General features: G+C 71.2%; 15 protein-coding genes and 1 pseudogene. 11 read left to right on the forward strand and 5 right to left on the reverse strand.

Translation table 11 applies throughout. From position 1 onward, the window contains the following. Positions 1-76: 76 nt before the first annotated feature. A pseudogene (locus OHB00_RS12020) lies at positions 77-622 on the forward strand (ABC transporter permease); the annotation flags it as partial. 33 nt (positions 623-655) lie between these two features. Beyond that, on the forward strand, positions 656-1,852 hold the full coding sequence (locus OHB00_RS12025; protein ID WP_406434065.1) for a CaiB/BaiF CoA transferase family protein: 1,197 nt from the start codon (positions 656-658) through the stop codon (positions 1,850-1,852). A gap of 23 nt (positions 1,853-1,875) precedes the next feature. Here OHB00_RS12025 and OHB00_RS12030 read toward each other — a convergent pair whose 3' ends face one another. From OHB00_RS12030 to OHB00_RS12040, 3 genes are all read right to left on the reverse strand, one after another. Then, positions 1,876-2,145: a hypothetical protein gene (locus OHB00_RS12030; protein ID WP_352362186.1), complete on the reverse strand. Its 270-nt coding sequence runs from the start codon at positions 2,143-2,145 to the stop codon at positions 1,876-1,878. A 137-nt stretch (positions 2,146-2,282) separates the two neighbouring features. Next, the gene (locus tag OHB00_RS12035; protein WP_406434067.1) at positions 2,283-3,086 is read right to left on the reverse strand and encodes an anti-sigma factor domain-containing protein; all 804 of its coding nucleotides are present in this window, start codon (positions 3,084-3,086) and stop codon (positions 2,283-2,285) included. Continuing rightward, on the reverse strand, positions 3,083-3,625 hold the full coding sequence (locus tag OHB00_RS12040) for a sigma-70 family RNA polymerase sigma factor (RefSeq protein ID WP_406434069.1): 543 nt from the start codon (positions 3,623-3,625) through the stop codon (positions 3,083-3,085). The genes OHB00_RS12035 and OHB00_RS12040 overlap by 4 nt, the downstream gene beginning before the upstream one ends. A gap of 206 nt (positions 3,626-3,831) precedes the next feature. Between OHB00_RS12040 and OHB00_RS12045 the strand changes: the two genes are divergently transcribed. The 4 genes from OHB00_RS12045 (at position 3,832) to OHB00_RS12060 (ending at position 10,334) form a co-directional block, all read left to right on the forward strand. Further along, complete coding sequence (locus OHB00_RS12045) at positions 3,832-5,358, forward strand: DUF4331 domain-containing protein (protein ID WP_406434071.1); 1,527 nt, start codon at positions 3,832-3,834, stop codon at positions 5,356-5,358. Between the two features lie 180 nt (positions 5,359-5,538). Next, on the forward strand, positions 5,539-6,960 hold the full coding sequence (locus OHB00_RS12050; RefSeq protein WP_406434073.1) for a tetratricopeptide repeat protein: 1,422 nt from the start codon (positions 5,539-5,541) through the stop codon (positions 6,958-6,960). Next, positions 6,957-8,696 carry a nickel transporter gene (locus tag OHB00_RS12055; protein ID WP_406434075.1) on the forward strand — a complete coding sequence of 580 codons (1,740 nt, stop codon included), beginning with the start codon at positions 6,957-6,959 and terminating at the stop codon, positions 8,694-8,696. The genes OHB00_RS12050 and OHB00_RS12055 overlap by 4 nt, the downstream gene beginning before the upstream one ends. A 45-nt stretch (positions 8,697-8,741) precedes the next feature. Beyond that, a complete protein-coding gene (locus OHB00_RS12060; protein ID WP_406434077.1) occupies positions 8,742-10,334 on the forward strand; it encodes a serine/threonine-protein kinase in 1,593 nt (530 codons plus the stop codon). Positions 10,335-10,337: 3 nt separating this feature from the next. Here OHB00_RS12060 and OHB00_RS12065 read toward each other — a convergent pair whose 3' ends face one another. Further along, a complete protein-coding gene (locus OHB00_RS12065) occupies positions 10,338-11,141 on the reverse strand; it encodes an SGNH/GDSL hydrolase family protein (RefSeq protein ID WP_406434079.1) in 804 nt (267 codons plus the stop codon). A 329-nt stretch (positions 11,142-11,470) separates the two neighbouring features. On the opposite strand from OHB00_RS12065, the gene OHB00_RS12070 reads away from it, so the two are divergent. The 5 genes from OHB00_RS12070 to OHB00_RS12090 all read left to right on the forward strand — a co-directional run bounded on the left by OHB00_RS12070 (position 11,471) and on the right by OHB00_RS12090 (position 18,772). Beyond that, on the forward strand, positions 11,471-11,914 hold the full coding sequence (locus OHB00_RS12070; protein ID WP_406434081.1) for a hypothetical protein: 444 nt from the start codon (positions 11,471-11,473) through the stop codon (positions 11,912-11,914). A gap of 400 nt (positions 11,915-12,314) precedes the next feature. After that, positions 12,315-13,136 (forward strand): glycosyltransferase family 2 protein, encoded by an 822-nt coding sequence (locus OHB00_RS12075; protein WP_406434083.1) that lies wholly within the window; start codon positions 12,315-12,317, stop codon positions 13,134-13,136. Then, positions 13,133-14,152, forward strand: coding sequence for a glycosyltransferase family 2 protein (locus tag OHB00_RS12080; RefSeq protein WP_406434085.1), 1,020 nt, complete (start codon positions 13,133-13,135; stop codon positions 14,150-14,152). Before OHB00_RS12075 ends, OHB00_RS12080 begins: the two co-directional genes overlap by 4 nt. After that, positions 14,149-14,949 (forward strand): polysaccharide deacetylase family protein, encoded by an 801-nt coding sequence (locus OHB00_RS12085; RefSeq protein ID WP_406434087.1) that lies wholly within the window; start codon positions 14,149-14,151, stop codon positions 14,947-14,949. Before OHB00_RS12080 ends, OHB00_RS12085 begins: the two co-directional genes overlap by 4 nt. Then, a complete protein-coding gene (locus OHB00_RS12090; RefSeq protein WP_406434089.1) occupies positions 14,942-18,772 on the forward strand; it encodes a lipopolysaccharide biosynthesis protein in 3,831 nt (1,276 codons plus the stop codon). Before OHB00_RS12085 ends, OHB00_RS12090 begins: the two co-directional genes overlap by 8 nt. A 30-nt stretch (positions 18,773-18,802) precedes the next feature. Here the strand turns inward: OHB00_RS12090 and OHB00_RS12095 are convergent, their stop codons facing one another. Continuing rightward, positions 18,803-20,227, reverse strand: coding sequence for a GH39 family glycosyl hydrolase (locus OHB00_RS12095; protein WP_406434091.1), 1,425 nt, complete (start codon positions 20,225-20,227; stop codon positions 18,803-18,805). Positions 20,228-20,300 lie beyond the last annotated feature (73 nt).

The following is a 20,300-nucleotide window of genomic DNA, read 5'->3' on the forward strand; positions in this document are numbered from 1 at the left end:
GAGGTGCGGCTGCCGCCGCGGAAAACCCCCTCCATGTCGACCGGACCCGAATCCTCCGCGAACGCCTCGGGCCGTCCAGGCCGCTCAGGACACCCGTCGAGGTGTGACCGACCGTTTCAGGAGCATGCCGGTGAGCCGGGCCGCCGTACCGCCGGCCCAGGCGGCGGCCGACCTCGTCGTCACCACGGTGGGCACCGTGCCCCTGCTCCTGGTGGGGCTCGCCGTGGGCCGGCGCGTCGAGGGCCCGGCAGCGGCGGCGGCCGGCGCGGTGGGCCTGCCGCTCCTGTTCCGGTTCGCCTGCACGACCGTCGGCATCCACCTCGGCCTGCTCACCCGCAGTGAGGAGGCGGCCGGTCAGCTCGGGGCGTCCTTCTTCGTGCTGCCGCTCCTCTCCGACGCCTGCATTCCCACCGGCAACCCCCCGGGCCGGCTGCGCTCGCTCGCCGAGTGGAACCCGATCAGCGCGGTGACGACGGCCCTGCGCGACCTCTTCGGCAACGCTCCCGTCCCCGACGGCGCGGCCTGGCCGGTGGCGCACCCCGTGCTGGGGTCGGTCGCCTGGAGCGCGGTCCTCATCGCCGTCTTCCTGCCCCTCGCCGTCCGCCGGTACGGGCGCTGCTGACAAACCCGGCGGTCACCGGACATGATCCGGTCCATGGACCGTCTCCCCCTGCCCCTCGCAGGCATCACCGTGGTAGCCGTCGAACAGGCCGTCGCCGCCCCCTTCGCCACCCGGCAGCTCGCGGACCTCGGGGCTCGCGTCATCAAGGTGGAGCGGACCGACGGCGGGGACTTCGCACGTGGCTACGACACCGCCGCCCGGGGGCTCGCCTCGCATTTCGTGTGGTGCAACCGGGGCAAGGAGTCCATCGCGCTGGACCTCAAGGACCCGCGCGGCCTGGACGCCGTACGGCGGCTGATCGCGGACGCGGACGTCTTCGTGCAGAACCTGGCCCACGGTGCCGCGTCCCGGCTCGGACTCGACGCGGCCACGCTGTGCGCCACGCACCCCCGGCTGGTCGCGGTGGACATCTCCGGGTACGGGGCGTCGGGGCCGTACGCCGGCAAACGCGCGTACGACATGCTCGTGCAGTGCGAGGCGGGGCTGGTGTCGGTCACCGGGACGCCGGAGCAGCCCGTGAAGGCGGGGATCCCGGCGGCGGACATCGCGGCGGCCATGTACGCCTTCTCGGGGGTCCTCGCCGCGCTGGTGCGGCGCGGGACCACCGGACGGGGCGGGCCGGTGGAGGTGTCGATGCTGGAGGCGCTGGCCGAGTGGCTGGGGCATCCGCTGCATCACACGATGCACGGCGGGACGCCGCCCGAGCGCACGGGTCTGGCGCATGCCGTGATCGCGCCGTACGACGCCTACCCGACCGCGGACGGTGGGCGGGTGCTGCTGTCGGTGCAGAACGACCGGGAGTGGCGGCGGCTGGCCGAACAGGTGATCGGCCGACCGGAGTTGGGCGCGGACCCGGCGTTCGCGACGAACGCGGCGCGGGTGGCGAACCGGGCGCGGACCGACGAAGTGGTCGGGGCCGCCCTCAAGGCGCTCGGCGCCGACGAGGCGCTGGCACGGCTGGAGGCCGGGGGTATCGCGTGCGCACGGCTGCGGGATCTGCGGGAACTGGCCGGGCATCCGCAGCTTGCGGCCCGGGAGCGGTGGCGGGAGGTGGGTTCGCCGGTCGGGCCGCTGCGCGCGTTGCTGCCGCCCATCACGCTGCCGGGCGGGGACGAGGCGCGGATGGGGGATGTGCCCGCGCTCGGGCAGCACACCGAGGCGCTGCTGCGTGCCGTGGGGATGACGGACGCCGAGATCGCAGCGCTGCGCCGGGACGGTGTGGCGGCCTGAGCGCGGGCCTGACGGTCAGGCGGTCAGTGCTTGCTGCCGCCGAACAGCGAACGGCGCAGCCGTCGCAGCGGCGCGAAGAGGGAGACACGGCTGACCCGCGCACCCCGGTCGCTGCGCCGCGCGGGTTCGCGCGCGGTCAGCTCACGCATCAGCGACGTCGCCTCGACCGCCTGCTGCTGCGGTATGGCGGGACCCGCCAGCACCGACAGATGGCGGTCGAGGCGCGAACTGGTCGCACCGCTCCCGCAGGTGATCGCAGGAACCCTCGCCCTGCTGCGTGTTATCTGATCCATGTCACTCCCCACCCGTACGAGTCCACCCGGCCCGGGCAGGGTAACCCTATCGCCCCGATGGGGCACTCGTGTATCGCGGTCACAGGATTCACCTTCCCCGCAAGGGTGTTGACGACCCCTCTTGAACCACGCTTCGACTACTCTCCGAATCCAACCGATTTCAGGGCGAGTTGGACAACCGGCTGGCTGGTGGGCTGTGCTGACCCACCGGCGGGCTCGACGGTCACCGCGAGTGACGTCGCGGACTTGCTCAGCCCCGTGGCGACCAGGGGCGTGTCGGCCTTGAAGAGCCCCAGGGAGCGCGGTTGCAGACGGGGGCGCATGAGCCAGAGCTGGTGCACTCGGCCGTTCGACGGGGTGCCGTATCCGCTGAGCGTGACGACGGCCCGCCCCTCCGAAACGGAGGCCACCGCTCCGATACTTCCGCCCTGGGCGTCCTGGTAGCTGGTCGCGCGGGCGTCGGTCGCGGCAAGAACGTGGGCGATCTCACGCGACTGGGAGCGCGCGGCGTCGAGCTGACCCTGCGTCCGGTCGGCCTGCACGGCGAACAGCGAGGCGACGACCAGCGCGGCGGCCGCGGTGGCGGTGGCGAACGGCACGAACAGCGGGCGCCCCCGCCGCCGCGGCGGCGGGGGCTGCACGCCCCAGACGTGCGGCGGCAGATTGGGTACGTGCTCCTGGCCGGGGGCCGGCTCCTGCGGGGTGGCGCGGACGGCAGCCAGCACCCGGTGGCGCATCGCGAGGGGCGGCGGGGCCGCCGCGGACCAGGCGAGCCGCACCGCGTCCTCGGTCAGCGCCCGGACCTCGTCGGCACACCGGGCGCAGTCCTTGAGGTGCTTCTCGAAGCGGCGCCGCTCGCCGGGCTCCAGAGCGTCCAGGGCGTAGGGCGCGGCCAGCGAGTGCAGGTCCTCGCGGTGCAGCAGGCGGCCGACCAGGCTCATGCGGCGCCTCCCAGGCAGTCGCGCAGCCGGGTGAGTCCGTCGCGCATCCGTGTCTTGACCGTGCCCAGCGGCAGCCTGAGCCGCTCGGCGACCTCACGGTACGTGTAGCCGTCGTAGTAGGCGAGCGTGACGGACTGGCGCTGCAGGGCGGTGAGGCGGTCCAGACAGCGGCGTACCCATTCGCGTTCCAGGCCGGCCTCCACCGTTTCGGCGACCTGGTCGAAGGCGGGTTCGCCGGCGCGCAGGGCCTCGCGTTGTTCGCGTTCGCCGGCCGCGCGGGCGCTGCGCACCCGGTCGACGGCGCGGCGGTGGGCGAGGGTGAGGATCCAGGACAGGGCACTGCCCCGGCCGGGATCGAACCTGGCCGCGGAGCGCCAGAGTTCGAGGAGCACCTCCTGGGCCACCTCCTCGGACTGGGCGGGGTCGCGGACCACGCGTCGCACGAGCCCGAACACCGGGCCGGACACCAGTCCGTAGAGGTCCTCGAACGCCTTCTGGTCGCCACCGGCGACGAGCACCAGCAGTTCGTCCGCCTCCACCCCGTCCCCCCTCCTGTGGCCGCACCCGGCCCGTCCTCCCACACCAGGCATTCGCAACTGACGCACCTCCGGCAGAAGTACGTACGCGAGCGCCCGAAACGCGGGTTGACCATGAAAAAAAGATTTTTTTCTTCGGACCAATCCAAACGGCCTCCCTGCTCCGTATACCCGTCCGTCAAGCAAGTTGGGACCGAGGGACGGACGGCATGACACCTCTAAACTCCAGGAGCCGCGCGGGGCGCAAGGGCCTTGTCACGCTCATCTGTGGGGCACTGGCCACCGGCGGGATCACAGCCGCCAGCGTCGCCGCGCTGGAACCGGGGGCGGCCTCCGCCTCCTCCCACCGCGAGGCCCCGCTCATCTCGGGCACCCCGCAGTACGACAACACCGACCTGTACGCGTTCGTCAGCCCGGACAAGTCCGACACCACGACGATCGTGTCGGACTACATCCCCTTCGAGGAGCCGGCCGGCGGCCCGAACTTCTACCAGTTCGCCGACGACGCCCAGTACGACATCCACATCGACAACAACGGTGACGCGAAGGACGACCTGATCTTCCGTTACACCTTCAGCACCAAGATCAAGAACAAGAAGACGTTCCTCTACAACACGGGCGTGGTCGACAGCCTGAACGACCCCGACCTGAACGTCACGCAGTCGTACGACCTCGACCTCATCAAGCTCAAGAACGGCCGGCAGCAGTACAAGACGAGGATCGCCGACAACATCCCGGCGGCTCCCTCGGACGTCGGCAAGGCGTCGATGCCCGACTACGCGAAGCTGCGCTCCCAGGCCATCTACAAGACCTCGAACGGCGGCGCGACCTTCGCCGGCCAGGCCGACGACCCGTTCTTCGCCGACCTGCGCGTCTTCGACCTGCTGTACGGCGGCAACCTCAGCGAGGTCGGCAACGACACGCTCAAGGGCTACAACGTCAACACGATCGCCCTCCAGGTGCCGAACTCCCTGATCCGGCAGTCGGCGTCGCGCCCGACCGTCGGCATCTACGCGACGACCCAGCGCAGGAACGCGCAGGGGTACTACGCGCAGGTCTCACGCCTCGGCAACCCGCTGGTCAACGAGGTCGTCAACCCGCAGAAGGACAAGGACAAGTTCAACGCGTCCGAGCCCAAGGACGACGCGCAGTTCCTGAAGAACGTCACCAACCCGGAACTGCCGAAGCTCATCGAGGCGATCTACCACATCAAGGCTCCGTCGGAGCCCCGCAACGACCTCGTCAGCGTGTTCCTCACCGGCGTCAAGGGTCTCAACACGGAGCAGCCGTACGCGACGCCGTCGGAGATGCTCCGTCTGAACACGTCCATCAAGCCCACCGCCAAGCCCAAGCGGCTCGGTGTCCTGGACGGTGACAACGCGGGCTTCCCGAACGGCCGTCGGCTCACCGACGACGTGATCGACGAGGCTCTCCAGGTCATGGAGGGCGAACTGGTCGGTTCCAAGAACGACCTGGGCGACGCGGTCGACAAGAACGACAAGAGCTTCGAGAAGTACTTCCCGTACGTGGCCGAGCCGACGGCCGGCTCGCGCGGCAAGATCGCCAAGGCGGCGGCCGGCAGCACCACGAAGAGCGCGCTGGGCGACGCACTGACCGGTTCCGGTGACAGCAACACGACGCTGATCGCCGGGTCGGCGGCCGCGGGTGCGGCGGGCGTGCTGCTGATCGGGACCGGGTTCGGCTGGTGGCGGCGGCGGATGCGGCGACCGTACTGATCGCCGTTCCTACCGGGGCAGTCGGGTGACTGCGGATCGGCGGTGGCTGATCGCGCAGTTCCCCGCGCCCCTTACGGGGCGCTCGATTCACGCCCCTCATGTACTGGCGCGGCCCGCACCCACCCAATCCCCCACGGCGCGGGCCGCGCCGCCCCGCGCGAACAGCTACTAGGAGAGGGCATGGCCCCGGGTACGAACGACAAGCAGCCCGCCGAGACGAAGGACGACGGGCGCGACGAACAGCGCGTCACCGCGCTGCGCCGGTTCGCCGCCGCGGGGCGGAACTGGCGGCGGGCCCAACTCGCGGGCTCCGCCCTGCTGATGGCGATCGCGCTGACCGGCGGGGCGATCGCCTTCGGGTCCGATCCGGACGGCGGTACGGCGCCGGTGGCCACGTCGAGCGCGGTGGACCCGGCGATGCTGGCGAGCGGGGACCTCGACACGACCATCGCCTCCCTCCAGGCCCATCTCCGCACCCAGCCGAAGGACTCCGACAGCTGGGCCACCCTCGGCCTCGCCTACGTCGAGCAGGCCCGCACCAAGGGCGACCCGTCCCGCTACCCACAGGCGCAGAAGGCCCTCAAGCGCGCGCTCCAGATCACCCCGGGCAACGACCAGGCGCTGGCCGCCGAGGCCGCGCTCGCCGCCGCCCGGCACGAGTTCGCGCCGGCGCTCACCTATGCGGACCAGGCCCTCAAGCAGAACCCGTACAACGCCAACGCCCTGTCCTCCCGCATCGACGCCCTGGTCGAACTCGGCCGCTACGACGAGGCGAGCAAGGCGGCCGACCTCGCCGACCAACGCAAGCCGGGTGTACCGGTGTTCACGCGGTACGCGTATGTGCGGGAGCTGCGCGGTGACGTGAAGGGCGCCCAGCGGGTGCTGGAACAGGCCCTCTCCACGGCCACCTCGAAGGGCGACATCTCCTACGTGGCCGCCCAGCTCGGCCTGCTCGCCTGGAACCAGGGCGACTACAAGAGCGCGCTGAACTACTACGCCCGCTCCCTGACCGCCGACGAGAACTACCTTCCCGCGCTGGAGGGCCGGGCCCGCGCCCAGGCGGCGACCGGTGACCGGGCCGACGCCATCAAGGGCATGGAGCTGGTCGTCTCCCGCTACCCCCTGCCCCAGCCCCTCGTCGAACTCGGCGAGCTGTACGAGAACCGGGGCGCCAAGGGCGACAAGGAGAAGGCCGAGGACCAGTACGCCCTCGTCGAGGCCTGGATCGCGCTCGCCCGCGCCAACGGCGTCAACGCCGACCTCGACACCGCCCTCGCCGCCGCCGACCACGGCAACAAGGCCGAGGCGCTGAAGGCCGCGCGCACCGAGTGGGCCCGCCGCCACACCGTGCACACCGCGGACGCGCTGGCCTGGGCCCTGCACGTCAACGGCAAGGACAAGGAAGCGCTGCCCTACGCCCGGCAGTCCGTCGCCACCGGCTACCGCAATGCCTCCTTCACCTACCACCTGGGCATGATCGAGCTGGCCAACGGCGAGAAGGCGGCCGGCCGGGCCGCCCTCACCAAGGCCCTCAAGCTCAACCCGGGCTTCTCCCCGCTGGGCGCCCGCGCGGCCCGCAAGGCGCTGGAGGCCTCGAAGTGAACCTGCGCCGGATCGCCGCCCTCTTCACCACGGCCTGCGCCCTGGCCCTCCTCCCCGCCACGGCCGCGAGCGCCCACCCGCTCGGCAACTTCACCGTCAACAAGTACGACGGTCTCGTCGCCGCCCCCGGACAGCTCCGCGTCGACCACTTCGAGGACCTCGCCGAGATCCCGGCGACCCAGGCCAAGCCCGACCTGAAGCGGCTCGGCGCCGCCAAGTGGGCCGAGCAGCGCTGCACGACGGCGGCGGACGGCAGCAAGCTCACCGTCGACGGCACGGCGACCCCCCTGACCGTCACCACCAGCCACGCCGAACTGCGCCCCGGCCAGGCGGGGCTGAACACCCTGCGGGTGTCGTGCCGGTTCACCGCGCCGCTCCCGAAGGGCACCGCCGTCACCCTGGGCTTCCACAGCGCCGGCACCGACTCCGGCCCCGGCTGGCGGGAGATCACCGCGCGCGGCGACCGGATGACGCTGACGAGGACGGACGTACCGAAGACGTCCCTCTCCCACGAACTCACCAGCTATCCCAAGGACCTGCTCTCCTCCCCGGCCGACATCACCACCGCCGCCGTCCACGTACGGCCGGGCGGCCCGGCCCTCGCCCAGGAACGGCAGGCCACGCCGGGGGCCGAGATCCTCCCCCGGGGCATCGACCGCTGGACCCAGGCCCTGACCGACCTGGTCGCCCGCCACCACCTCACCGTCGGGTTCGCGGTGCTGGCGCTGTTCATCTCGATCGGCCTCGGCGCGGTGCACGCCCTCGCACCGGGCCACGGCAAGACCCTGATGGCGGCGACGGCAGCGGCCCGAGGCGGCCGCGCCCGCCTGCGCGACGTCCTCCCGCTGGCCGCGTCGGTCACGGTCACCCACACCCTGGGCGTGGTCGCCCTCGGCGTCCTGGTGACGGCGGGCTCGGCGGCCACGCCCTCGGTGATCGCCTGGCTGGGCATCGCGAGCGGCGTCATGGTCCTGGCCGCGGGCGCGAACCTGACCCGCAGGGCATGGCGGAACAGGACCCACGAACACGCCCACGGCGACCACCACGACCATGAGCACGGCGACCACCACGACCACGAGCACGGTCACCACCACGACCATGAGCACGACCACGATCACGAGCACGAGGCGGCCGAGGAGCGGGAGCCCGCCCTGGTCGGCGCCCACGAGCACACCCGCGCCCACGCGCACACGCACGATCACGGCCACCCTCATGACCACGACCACTCTCATGGCCATGACCACGGCGCTCAGCCACATTCTTCAGCCCGTCCGGCGTTCGAGGACGAGGCCGTTCAGGCCGAAGGGGGGTCCGGGGGCGCAGCCCCCGCTGACGGCCGCACCAACATGCCGCACAGTCACGGCGGGTTCACCCACACCCACCCCACGGCCCCCACCCTCCGCGGCACCATCCTCCTCGGCTTCGCCGGCGGCCTCGTCCCCAGCCCTTCCGCCGTCGTCGTGCTGGTCGGCGCCGCCGCCCTCGGCCAGGCCTGGTTCGGGCTGCTCCTCGTCGTCGCCTACGGCGTCGGTCTCGCGCTGACGCTGACCGCCGCCGGGTTCGCCGTCGTCAAGCTGGGTACGGGAATGACTCGGGTGATGGACAAACGCCCTCGCTGGACCACCCACCCCATGGCCGCGCTGGTCCGCAGGACCACCCCGCTCGCCTCGGCGCTCGTGGTCGTGGCCCTGGGCGCCGGACTGGTGCTCAAGGGGGCCGCATCCGCACTCCTCTGAGTTACGTTTGTGATGAATTCGCGCGAGCTGCCGTGGGGGGCACCCGTGACCGAAGAGCCGGGTCGTGAGCGAGTGATCGCGGGCCGCTACCGATTGCTGTCCCCGCTGGGCGAGGGCGGCATGGGCACCGTGTGGCGGGCCCGCGACGAGGTGCTGGGCCGTGACGTCGCCGTCAAGGAGGTGCGGGCGCCCGCCGGGCTGCCCGGCTCCGACGTCGAGCGGATGTACGCCCGGCTGGAACGCGAGGCGTGGGCCGCGGCCCGGATCGCGAACCGCAATGTCGTCACGGTGTACGACGTGGCGATGGAGGGCGGACGGCCCTGGGTCGTCATGGAGTTGATCCCGGGCGTGTCCCTGGCCGACGTGCTGGAGGCGGAGGGGCCGATGTCGCCGCAGCGGGCGGCGGGCGTCGGCGCCGAGGTGCTGTCCGCGCTGCGGGCCGCGCATGCCGCCGGGGTGCTGCACCGGGACGTGAAGCCAGGCAACGTGCTGCTGTCGAACGACGGCCGGGTGGTGCTCACCGACTTCGGGATCGCCACGGTCGAGGGCAGCTCGGCGCTGACCATGACCGGCGAGGTGGTCGGCTCACCGGAGTACCTCGCCCCGGAGCGGGCGCTCGGGCGGGCGTTCGGTCCCGAGTCCGACCTGTGGTCGCTCGGCGTGCTGCTGTACGCGGCGGTCGAGGGCACCTCGCCGTTCAGGCAGGACACCCCGCTGAGCACCCTGCGGGCCGTGGTGGACGAGGAGCTGCCGCCGCCGTACCGGGCCGGGCCGCTCACCCCCGTCATCGAGGGGCTGCTCCGCAAGGACCCGGCGCACCGGCTGTCGGCCGAACAGGCCGAGCACGACCTGCGGTTGACCGCGGCCGGGGGCACCCCCGGCACGGCCCCCACGGTCCCGGTCCCGGCGCCGTACGAGGCCCGGACACTCGTCGCCCGGCAGCCTCGGCCGTCCTCGCCCACGCCCCCGATGCCCACCCCGGCGGACACCTGGCCGCCCGCGTCGGACCGCGACGGCAACCGCAGGGCCGGTACCGTGCTGCTCATCGGCCTGGTGCTGGTCGCCCTCGCGCTCGGCGGGCTGACGTACGCCCTTCTCAACCGCGACAACGGCGACGGCGGCGGCAGCGCCGGCGCCAGTCAGTCGGCCAGCAGCCTCAGCTCCCCGGCGCCGAGCACGAGCAGCACAGCCCCGTCGAAGTCCCCGTCCGCCTCCGCGTCCGCGAGCAGCAGCGCGGCCGCGCAGAGTGTGAAGGTCAGCGTGACCGGGTCCCGTACGGACTACTCGGGGGCCTGTCCGCCGTCGTCCGCGCAGGCGCCGACGTTCACCGCGACGTTCACGGTGGGGAGGGTGCCCGCGGAGGTGCAGTACCGGTGGGTGCTGAAGAACGGGACGCTCGACGACCAGGGCTGGAAGACGCTGTCCTTCCCGGACGGCGGCGGGAGGACCCGGCAGACGGGGGTGACCGTGACGACCTGGTCCGACAGCGGGACGCTGAGCGACGCGATCGCCGTGGAGGTGCGCAGCCCGGTGGAGACCACGTCCGGCTCGGTGCCGTTCTCGGTGACCTGCACCAAGACCACGGAGACCCCGACCGGCGGGGCCTCCGCTTCGCCTTCGCCTACGAGTTCGGACTAGGGCTCAGGACGCGTCGGCGGTCAGGACCGGCAGGTAGCCGCCGGAGTGGCCGGCCGCGGTGGGGTGGTACGACTCGGTGATGTCCAGCCAGTTGACGCTGTGCAGCCAGGAGTTGCTGGAGCAGATCTCGTGGCTGGAGAACGCGGAGCGGATGTCGCCGAACGTGAACCCGTGGTCGGCCGCGCGCTTGGCGATCGCGGTGTCGATGTAGTCGGCGGCGTTGTTGATGGCGGTGCGCTTGGCCGTGGAGAGACCGAGGCAGGTGGTGCCCAGCAGATAGAAGCGGGGGTAGCCGAGGACGACGACCTTGGCGTTGGGGGCCTTGGCGCTGATCGCGTCGTAGACGTTGTCGAGCTTGCCGGGGAGCGTGGAGTCGACGTAGGCCTCCGCGGTGCTGATGCGGGACAGGCAGGTGCTGTCGGAGCTGAGCACGCAGGTCGTCATGACGTCGGCGAAGCCGGCGTCGTTGCCGCCGATGGTGATGGAGACCAGGGCGGTCGAGGAGCTGAGCGTGCCGAGCTGGCCGGAGAGCACGTCGTCGGTGGTGGCGCCCGAACAGGCGAGGAACGAGAACGAGGACGGGCTGTGGGCGGCGTTCCACAGGTAGGGGTAGGCGTTGGTGCTGCGGTCGCAGCTGCCACTTGAGCTGATGTAGCTGCCGGCGCCGACGCCGGACGAGTACGAGTCGCCGAGCGCCACATAGCCCCCGGTCGCGGCCTGCGCTTCCGTCGCGGCCGCCCCGGTGAGGGCGAGGCCGGTGGCCAGGAGGAGTGAAGTCACGTATGCCGTAATTCGGGAACGTCTCATGGAACCTCCCTTTAGCAGGATCTCTGCCACAACTGTCGTAGCAACGACGCGTGTTGACGGGAAGTGTCCATGCCAAAACTGTTCAGGATCCCAACCAGCCCTTACCGGACCGGTCCTGTGCATTCCCGGCACGTTTGAATACGCTCGACGGGACCGAGGGGTTCGTGTCGCAATCGATCAACGGAACGCGCCGGAATCGAGCGACTTGTTCCCCGGAGGCATCAGGTGTCTCCGAGGAACGGTCATGTCCGGAGGCCCGCTTGACGCCCCGCATTCGCCTGCGCGACATTGAAACCCGGCATCCGGCGCCTTGGGGGGCAAAGTCGGCCATGCAGACCATACGACTCAAGACCTCGTCAACTGCGGACGAACGGGCACGTCCAGGGCCAGGGAGGGACCTGGGGCCCCTGCTCACGGGGGCCGCGACGGCCGTCGCCGGGACCGGTGCGCTGCTCGCACTCACCGACTCGGGCTCGTCGTTACGCGGGCCGTTGGCGCTGTTCTACCTGCTCGCCGCGCCAGCCGCGGCGATCGGCCGGGCACTGCGCGGACTCGATCCGTTCGCCCGGGTGCTCACCGCACTGGCGGGCGCCGTCGCCCTGGACATGCTGATCGCCCAGGGCATGCTCGCCACCCACCACTGGTCCTGGCGCGGCGGCATCGTCGCCGTGACCGCGATCAGCCTTCTGCTGCTTCTGCTGGTACTTCTGCGACCGGTGGAACGCATTCTCGAACGGACACCCCGGCGAGCCGGGAATATCCGTTCGAGTTGAAGAACAAGGTCGGCCAAAGTTTCGCAACGGCCAAACCAACAAAAACGTGAGGCCCACTTCCGGGTCTTGCCATACTGGTTCAATCATCAATACCGTCGTACATCTCACCCGCATCGGATCATCACCAAGCGGCTCTAGGGGAGGGCTCAAGACCGCGATGTTCCGGAGCGGGGCGCGGTAGGGGGGTGCCGTGCTCGGTGACCGCAATGACCACTGTCGTTTCCGAGCCGTGCCGCGCGACCGGCTGCCGTCTTCCGGCAGACCGGCCAGCTTTGCCAGCTCACCTGCGGATACGGAGACCCGTTTTCCGCACCACGGGTGAGAACCCCCCTTTCGAACCGGACACAGAAGCGGGCCACCCAAGGGGCGGGCGGTCCACCGGACGAGAGGGACAAGACTCATGAGTTCTGTTCTGCGCCCACCGGCCGCGGGCCAAGATCCGTTAATCGCGGGCGAATACCGGCCGATCTCCTCTCACCTGGCGATCACACCGCCGGTGAGTGTGGTGATTCCCGCCATGAATGAGGCGGAGAATCTCCCCTACGTCTTCAAGACACTTCCCGGCTGGATACACGAAGTGGTCCTTGTGGACGGCAATTCCACCGACAACACCGTGGAAGTCGCGCGGGAGTTGTGGCCCGACGTGAAAGTCGTCGAACAGCGTGGCAAGGGCAAGGGGGACGCCCTGATCACCGGGTTCGAGGCGTGCACCGGCGACATCGTCGTCATGGTGGACGCGGACGGCTCGGCCGACGGCCACGAGATCGTGTCGTACGTCTCCGCCCTGGTCTCTGGCGCCGACTTCGCCAAGGGCTCGCGCTTCGCCAACGGCGGCGGCACCGACGACATGACCTTCATCCGCAAACTCGGCAACTGGGCGCTGTGCACGGTCGTCAACCGCAAGTTCGGCGCCCGTTACACCGACCTCTGCTACGGGTACAACGCGTTCTGGCGGCACTGCCTCGACAAGATCGACCTCGACTGTACCGGCTTCGAGATCGAGACCCTGATCAACATCCGGGTGGTCAAGGCGGGCCTGAAGGTCCAGGAGATACCCAGCTACGAGTACCTCCGCATCCACGGCACCAGCAACCTGCGTGCCGTGCGCGACGGCCTGCGGGTGCTCAAGGTGATCCTGAAGGAGCGCTCCAACCGGCGTGACCTGCGCCGGCAGGTGCGGCACTCCCCGATGCTCACCACGGGCCAGGGAGAGTCGTCTTGAGCGATCCCGACATCTCCGTCGTGATCTGCGTGTACACCGAGGACCGCTGGGAGGACATTCTCGCGGCGGTCTCCTCGGTGCGCGCCCAGTCGTGTCCGGCGCTGGAGACCCTGCTGGTCGTCGACCACAACCCGGCGCTCCTGGAACGGCTCACGAAGGAGTACAAGGAGGCCACGGACGTACGGGTGCTCGCCAACGCGGGCCCCCGCGGCCTGTCCGCGGGCCGCAACACGGGCATCGCCGCCTCCTACGGGGAGGTGATCGCCTTCCTCGACGACGACGCGGTGGCCGAGCGGGACTGGCTGCGCCGCTTCGCCGAGGGATACGCCGACCCGAAGGTGATGGCGGTCGGCGGCCGGACCGTGCCCGTCTGGGCCTCGGGACGGCGTCCCGACTGGTTCCCTGAGGAGTTCGACTGGGTCGTCGGCTGCACCTACCGGGGCCTGCCACCGGGCCGTGTCCGGGTCCGGAACGTCCTCGGCGGAAACGCTTCTTTCCGGCGTACGGCCTTCGACGCGGCGGGCGGCTTCGCCACCGGCATCGGCCGGGACGGCGACAGACGCCCGCTGGGCTGCGAGGAGACGGAGCTGTGCATCCGGCTCACCCGGGCCCGCCCGGACGCCGTCCTGCTCATCGACGACCGCGCGGTCATCCACCACCGGGTGCCCGAAGCCCGTGAGCACTTCGGGTACTTCCGCACCCGCGCCTATGCCGAGGGTCTCTCCAAGGCCCTGGTCGCCCGCAGCGTGGGCGCCGGCAAGGGGCTGGAGTCCGAACGCCGGTACACCACACGTGTGCTGCCCGCGGGGGTCGCTCGTGGCCTGCGGGACGCACTGCTGGCCCGGCCGGGCGGCGCGGGCCGGGCGGGCGCGATCGTCGCCGGGGTGCTGACGGCGGCGGGCGGCTACGTGGTGGGGAGCGTGCGGGCGCGGCGGGGCGGGGCGACCTTCGCGGTCGCCGGGATCGAGGGGGGACCGCCCGGCGAGCCCGCCCCCGCCGACGGGGGTGCCCGATGAGCGACGCCCCGGTCCCGATCCTCATGTACCACTCGGTCGCGACCGCGCCCAACGACGCCACCCGCGCGCTGTCGGTGGCGCCGGAGGCGTTCGCCGGGCAGATGGCGCTCATCGGCGACCTGGGCCTCACCCCGGTCAGCACGGCCGATCTGGCCACGCGCTGGCGCTCCGGCGCCCCGCTTCCCGCCCGTCCCGTCCTGATCACCTTCGACGACGGCTACGAGGGCGTGCACCGGCATGCCCTGCCCGTGCTCGCCAAGCACGGCTTCGCGTCCACGCTGTTCGTCTCGACGGGCTGGATCAGGGGCGCGTACGACACCGGGGGCGGCCTGGACGCCATGCTCGACTGGGACCAGGTGCGCGAACTCGCGGGCATTGGCTGCGAGATCGGCGGGCACAGCCACACCCACCCGGAGCTCGACCAGCTGGACGACGACCGGCTGCGCACCGAGCTGGTGCGCAGCCGCGAGATCGTCACCGACGAACTCGGCACCGCACCGGCCTCGTTCGCCTACCCGTACGGCTACTCCAGCCGCCGGGTCCGGCAGGCCGTGCGGGCGGCCGGGTACGCCCAGGCGCTCGCCGTCGGCAACGGTCTCGCCCACCGCCGTCAGGGTCCGTTCGCACTGCAGCGCATCACCGTGCGCCGCAGTACGGACGCCGCGGAGTTCGCGCGGCTGCTCGAAGGCCGTGCGATCGCCCGCAACTTCGCCAGGGACCGTGCCCTCACCAAGGGGTACGCCGTTCTCCGCAGAGCCCGCCAGGTCCGCCGGAAGGCCATCCGTTCCCGTGTCTGACACGACCACAACAACCGAGACCGCGACCCCCGAGACGTCGGCGCCCGAGCAGTCGGGGCGCCGTCTTCGCCTGCCCGGACGGGTCGGCCCGTCCGGCGGCAGCCCACTCTTCAGGAACGCCTACGCGCTGATGCTCAACACCGGCATCTCCGCCGTCCTGGGCCTCGGCTTCTGGCTGGCCGCGGCCCGCTACTACTCCGAGTCGGCCGTCGGCCAGGGCTCCGCCGCCATCGCCGCCATGAAACTCCTGGCGGGGCTCACCGCGGTGACCCTGACCGGCGCCCTTGCCCGCTTCATCCCGGTCGCCGGGCGCCGGACCGGCACGTTCATCTTCCGTACCTACGCGGGCAGTTCGCTGATCGTGGCGCTGGCGGCCGGCGTCTTCCTGATGACCCTGGGCGTGTGGGGGCCGTCGTACCGTTTCCTGCACGGGCCGCTGCCCGGCCTCGGGTTCGTCGTGTCGGTGATCGCGTGGAACCTGCTCACGCTGCAGGACGGGGTGCTGACCGGGCTGCGCAACGCGCCCTGGGTGCCGGTGGGCAACACCGTCTTCTCGGCCGTCAAGCTGGCGCTCCTCGTCGCCTTCGCGGCGGCGATCCCGATGGCCGGTGTCTTCGTCTCCTGGGTCGCCGCGATCGCCACCTCGTTCGTCCCGCTGGGCTGGCTGGTGTTCCGGCGTCTGGTGCCCCGGCACGTCAAGGCGACCGCGGAACACGCCAGGCCGCCCACGCTGAAGGAGATCGGCAGGTTCCTGGCCGGGGACTACACCGGCTCGCTGTTCTCCCTCGCCGTGGTCTACCTGGTCCCGGTCATCATCGCCTCGCAGGTCAGCTCCGAGGACAACGCGTACTTCTACATCACCACCACCATCGGTGGCACCACCAACCTGCTCGCCATCAACATGGGCGCCTCGCTGACCGTCGAGGGCTCGCACGACCCGGCCCGGCTGGCCGGCAACACCCGGGCCGCGCTGAAGCGGATGGCCCGGATCATGATCCCCATCTGCGCGCTGCTGTTCTTCGGGGCGCCCTGGATCCTCGGCGTGTTCGGCCCCGGCTACGCGGACGCCGCGACCCCGCTGCTGCGCTGGTTCGCGGTCGGCGCGCTGCTGAGGGTCGTGATGGAGACGTACTTCGCGGTGCTGCGCGCACAGAGCCGTACCGCGGGCCTCGCCTGGCTGCAGGGCCTGTTGTGCGTGCTGGTGCTCGGACTGACCCTGCTGTTGCTGCCCCGGATGGGGCTGACCGGCGCGGGCGTGGCCGAGATCTCCAGCCTCGCGGTGATCGTGACGATCGCGGCGCCCCGGCTGTGGAGGACGCTGCGGGCGGCACCCGCGGAGATCCCCGAGGGCACGGCACCGGACGGCGACCTCGCCGACCTGGGCACCCTCCCCCGCTTCCGGCTTCGCTCCAGCGGGGGGACCCCCATGGTCCAGCCCGCCACCGCGCCGCGCAGGCGGGGTCCGGCGTGGGCGCTGGACACCGACACCCTCGCCCTCGGCATCCACGTGGACTTCGACCACGTGGAGCGGCGTCCGGACGTACGGCCCGGGCCGGGAACTCCGCCCACGGGCACACCCGTTGTCCGACCGGAGGACCGGCCGACGTGGGCGTTGCGGCCGCCGCGGAACCCGGGGGCGCCGGTGGAAGAGCGGGAGCCGCACTCGGAGGCTTCGCTCGGTCCTGCCGAGGTCTCGCTGCTGAAGGAGGCGGAGGTCGACGCGCCGTCCGGGAAGGCGGCCGTACCGGGGGCGGCAGAGATGCCGGCCGAGGCTCCGGGGGAACCGGCACGCTCGCTGCGGGAGCGGCTGACGCCCACCCGCGCGGGAGTCGTCCTCGGCTGTCTCCTGGTCGCCGCCCTGCTGCTGTACTGGGTGCCGGCGGCCCGGCTCGACGACGCCGACCTGGACCGGATGGGCGGGCTCGGGCTGATCTCCGTGCTGCCGCTGCCGACGCTGGTCGGGGCGGCGCTGCTGGTCACGGTGTTCGCTGGGCTGCTGTGGCTGCGCCGGGAGCACAAGGCGCTGCTGCTGGTCACCCTGCTGGCGACGGTCGTTTCGCTGCATGCCCTGCCGGCCGTGATCGAGACCGAGCCGCGCTTCCCGACCGCCTGGCAGCACCTCGGCTTCATCGACTACATCGACCGCACCGGGTCGGCGGTACCGGACCTGGACGCCCGCTGGAGCTGGCCGGGCTTCTTCGCGGCGGCCGCGTTCATCGGCCGGACGTGCGGGGTCACGGACTTCACCGAGGTCATCCGCTGGTGGCCGACCTTCATCCAGCTCGCCTATCTGACACCGATGTTCCTGCTGGTGCGGTCGCTGCGGGCGAGCTGGCGGGCGAAGTGGACCGGCATCTGGATCTTCGTGCTGTGCGGCTGGGTCGGCCAGGACTACTTCTCCCCGCAGGGCTTCACGTATCTGCTCTATCTGATGTTCGTGGCGATCCTGCTCGTCTGGTTCCGCGCCCCGCACGTCATATGGACGAGGTTCCGGCCCGGCGAGGCGGAGGTCGAGCCGACCGACCGCCGTCAGCAGGCCGTGCTGCTCATGGTGCTGGTCGGCCTGTACGCGGCGACCGTCCCGGCGCACCAGCTCACCCCGTTCGTGATGCTGGGCGTGCTGGCGGCCCTGGTACTGATCGGCAGATCCGAACTGCGGGGCCTGCCCGTCCTGTTCGGGGTGTTCGCGGCCGTCTGGCTGGGTTTCATGGCGGAGCCGTACTGGTCCGGTCACTTCAACGAACTGTTCGGCGGGGTCGGCGGGGTCGGCAGCAATGTCTCCACCTCGGTCTCCGGCCGTATCCAGGGCGGCAGTTCGACCCACAAGCTGGTGCTGTACATCCGGGTTCTGCTGGCCGGCGGCATGATGGCGTTCGCCGTCTGGGGCTGGTGGCGCCGCCACTTCCACAGGTACCGCGAGCGTTCCCTGCTGGTCCTGACCTTCGTGCCGTTCCTGGGCTTCGGCATGCAGTCGTACGGCGGCGAGATGGCGCTGCGCGTCTTCATGTTCGCCGTGCCGGGTGCGGCCCTGCTGGCCGGGCTCGCCCTGTTCCCGCGCACCGGGGCCACGGCGAAGGAGCGGGAGAAGGACCGGGGCGGTCTGGCGCCGGTGGCCGCGCTGCTGGCCGGCCTGCTGCTCATGGGCGGCTTCCTGGTGGCCCGTTGGGGCAACGAGTCCTTCGAGCGGGTCAGGCCCGGCGAGGTCGCCGCCATGGACTACGTCTACGCCCACGACAAGCCGACGGTACGGCTGCTGTGGCTGAGCAACGACACGGTCAACGACGTGACCCCGGCGATCCCGTGGGGCGCCAAGGACATGGAGCGGGTCGACTACGTGCCGACGCTCGCGCCGACCGACCCGGTCCTGGTGTCGGGCCTGGTCAAGGGGCTCAAGGACGCCGGCCCGAACTCGTATCTGGTGATCAACAGGAGTCAGGTCACCTATCTCCAGCTGGACGCCGGCTACTCGGCGACCTGGGAGAGCCGGCTGATCGAGAACCTGGACGACCGGCAGGATCTGACGAAGGTCCTGGTCAACGACGACGTCACCATGTACGCGCTGCGCACGCAGCCCGCGGGTGCGGTGGCCGAGCCGGATCCGGGGCCGATCGGGCCGCGGATCACCTGGACGCCGTGGTCGGTGATCGGCGGGCTCGCCGCCGTCGTGCTGATCCTGCTGCTGACCGCGCGCGAGGTGGTCCGGGTCGCGGTCCGGCCCGGGGTGCGGCAACTGCGCCGGCTGCAGGGCAGCTTCTGGTTCTCGCTGCCGCTGCTCGCGGTGGTGCTGGCCTCGCTGGCGCAGCGGTTCCTGACGCTCAAGTGACGGGGTGCGGGGTCGGGTGGCTCACCGGGTTCACCTGGTGAGCCACTTCACCTCGTAGGCCTTCATCTCGAACCGCTTCCCGTCCACCTGCGCGCTGATCGCCCGGTCGAGGGTGTTGACCACGAGAACGGTCCTGTCGCCGGCGAGGACGCGGACGCCGGGCACGTCGTCCTTGGCGACGGGGACCGTCTCGTACCTGGTCCCCGGCCCGAACGCCTTCCCGAACCGCGACACCAGGTCGTACATGGGCAGTGCCTGGCCGCCGTTTCCGCTGTCGGTCGTGGTCCACAGGCAGCCGGCGCAGTCGCCGCCCTTCTCGTCCTCCGGATTCCAGTAGAAGCCGGAGTCGGCGCCGCCCTCGACCAGAGCGATCATGCCGGTGGCCTGGACGGCGACCCGGTGGTCCTCGGTCCAGCCGTCGCGTTCGTCCTGGCCGTCGGCCGGCTCGACGTAGTACTCGGCCCACCACAGCGGCAGGTCGTGCGTCTGTCCGCGCACCCACTCGCTGACGGCGGTGAGCTTCTGCGTGGCCGCGAACTCGTCGGGCAGCAGGTCGTCGTCATCGGTGTAGCTGGACCCGTCGACGACCACGAAGTCGGCGCCCGCCTTGTGGGTGTTCCAGTAGTCGAAGGCGTCGAGGACCCGCTGGTCCATGACGCCCCACGCGCCCTTGAGGGTGGTGGAGGCGTTCTCGGTCCGGCGCGGGTCGAAGCTGTCCATGGCGAGGTACGGCCCGCCGACCATGATGTCCTTGTCGACAGCCTTCAACGCCTTGTAGACGAGGTTGTAGAGCTCGGTGTAGCCCTCGTAGTCCCAGCGGCCCTTCGCGTTGTCCCAGAAGCCCTTGAACTCGTTCCAGACGATGAAGTGCCGTACGTCCGGATAGCGCCTGGCGACGGTCGCGGCGAGGTCGGCGTAGTCCTGGTAGTGGTCCGGGGTGGGCGCGGTCTCCAAGGCCGCCTGGCTCCAGTCGGTGTTGTTCACACCGGGCCTGCCGCCCTTCATCCAGTCCGGCGAGCAGCACAGGGTGACCACCGGGGTGCCGCCCGACCTGCGCATGAAGTCGACGCGCCGGTCCAGCGCCGCGAAGTCGTAACGCCCCTTCACCGGCTCGGGATTGTCGGCGCCCCAGCCCATGATGGCCTGGTTCTGCGGCAGCCCGGCGTCCTGGGACAGCAGGTTCTCGACGCGGTCGGTGGCGGTCGTACTGCCCTCGTCGGCGCTGTACTGGGTGTGGGTGAAGCCCCAGCCCACGTACGGCTCGGTGGTGTCCGGCGGGGTGGCGGGGGTGCCGTGCACCTTGTCGCCGTCCCGGGTCGTGCCCGCGGTGCCGGTGCCGCCCCCGGGAAGTGTGCTGACCAGTGTCACGATCAGGGCGAGTGCGGCCACGCCCACCCCGAGCAGGGCGGTGAGCCGCCACCGCCCAGCCCCCGAATTCCACCCATGACGTCCCATCAAGGACAACAGTATCGGTGGAAATCGACCCCGGGGGCAGGTATCGGCGATCGACAGCCGTGTAACAGGATCG

It is taken from the genome of Streptomyces sp. NBC_00631 (assembly GCF_045206895.1).
Lineage (GTDB): Bacteria > Actinomycetota > Actinomycetes > Streptomycetales > Streptomycetaceae > Streptomyces.

Excerpts from the sequence above, each read along its gene's own strand:
- OHB00_RS12025 (WP_406434065.1), top strand. The coding sequence starts at position 656 with ATGGACCGTCTCCCCCTGCCCCTCGCAGGCATCACCGTGGTAGCCGTC.
- OHB00_RS12030 (WP_352362186.1), bottom strand. The coding sequence starts at position 2,145 with ATGGATCAGATAACACGCAGCAGGGCGAGGGTTCCTGCGATCACCTGC.
- OHB00_RS12065 (WP_406434079.1), bottom strand. The coding sequence starts at position 11,141 with ATGAGACGTTCCCGAATTACGGCATACGTGACTTCACTCCTCCTGGCC.
- OHB00_RS12095 (WP_406434091.1), bottom strand. The coding sequence starts at position 20,227 with ATGGGACGTCATGGGTGGAATTCGGGGGCTGGGCGGTGGCGGCTCACC.
- OHB00_RS12035 (WP_406434067.1), bottom strand. The coding sequence starts at position 3,086 with ATGAGCCTGGTCGGCCGCCTGCTGCACCGCGAGGACCTGCACTCGCTG.
- OHB00_RS12050 (WP_406434073.1), top strand. The coding sequence starts at position 5,539 with ATGGCCCCGGGTACGAACGACAAGCAGCCCGCCGAGACGAAGGACGAC.
- OHB00_RS12070 (WP_406434081.1), top strand. The coding sequence starts at position 11,471 with ATGCAGACCATACGACTCAAGACCTCGTCAACTGCGGACGAACGGGCA.
- OHB00_RS12085 (WP_406434087.1), top strand. The coding sequence starts at position 14,149 with ATGAGCGACGCCCCGGTCCCGATCCTCATGTACCACTCGGTCGCGACC.
- OHB00_RS12045 (WP_406434071.1), top strand. The coding sequence starts at position 3,832 with ATGACACCTCTAAACTCCAGGAGCCGCGCGGGGCGCAAGGGCCTTGTC.
- OHB00_RS12075 (WP_406434083.1), top strand. The coding sequence starts at position 12,315 with ATGAGTTCTGTTCTGCGCCCACCGGCCGCGGGCCAAGATCCGTTAATC.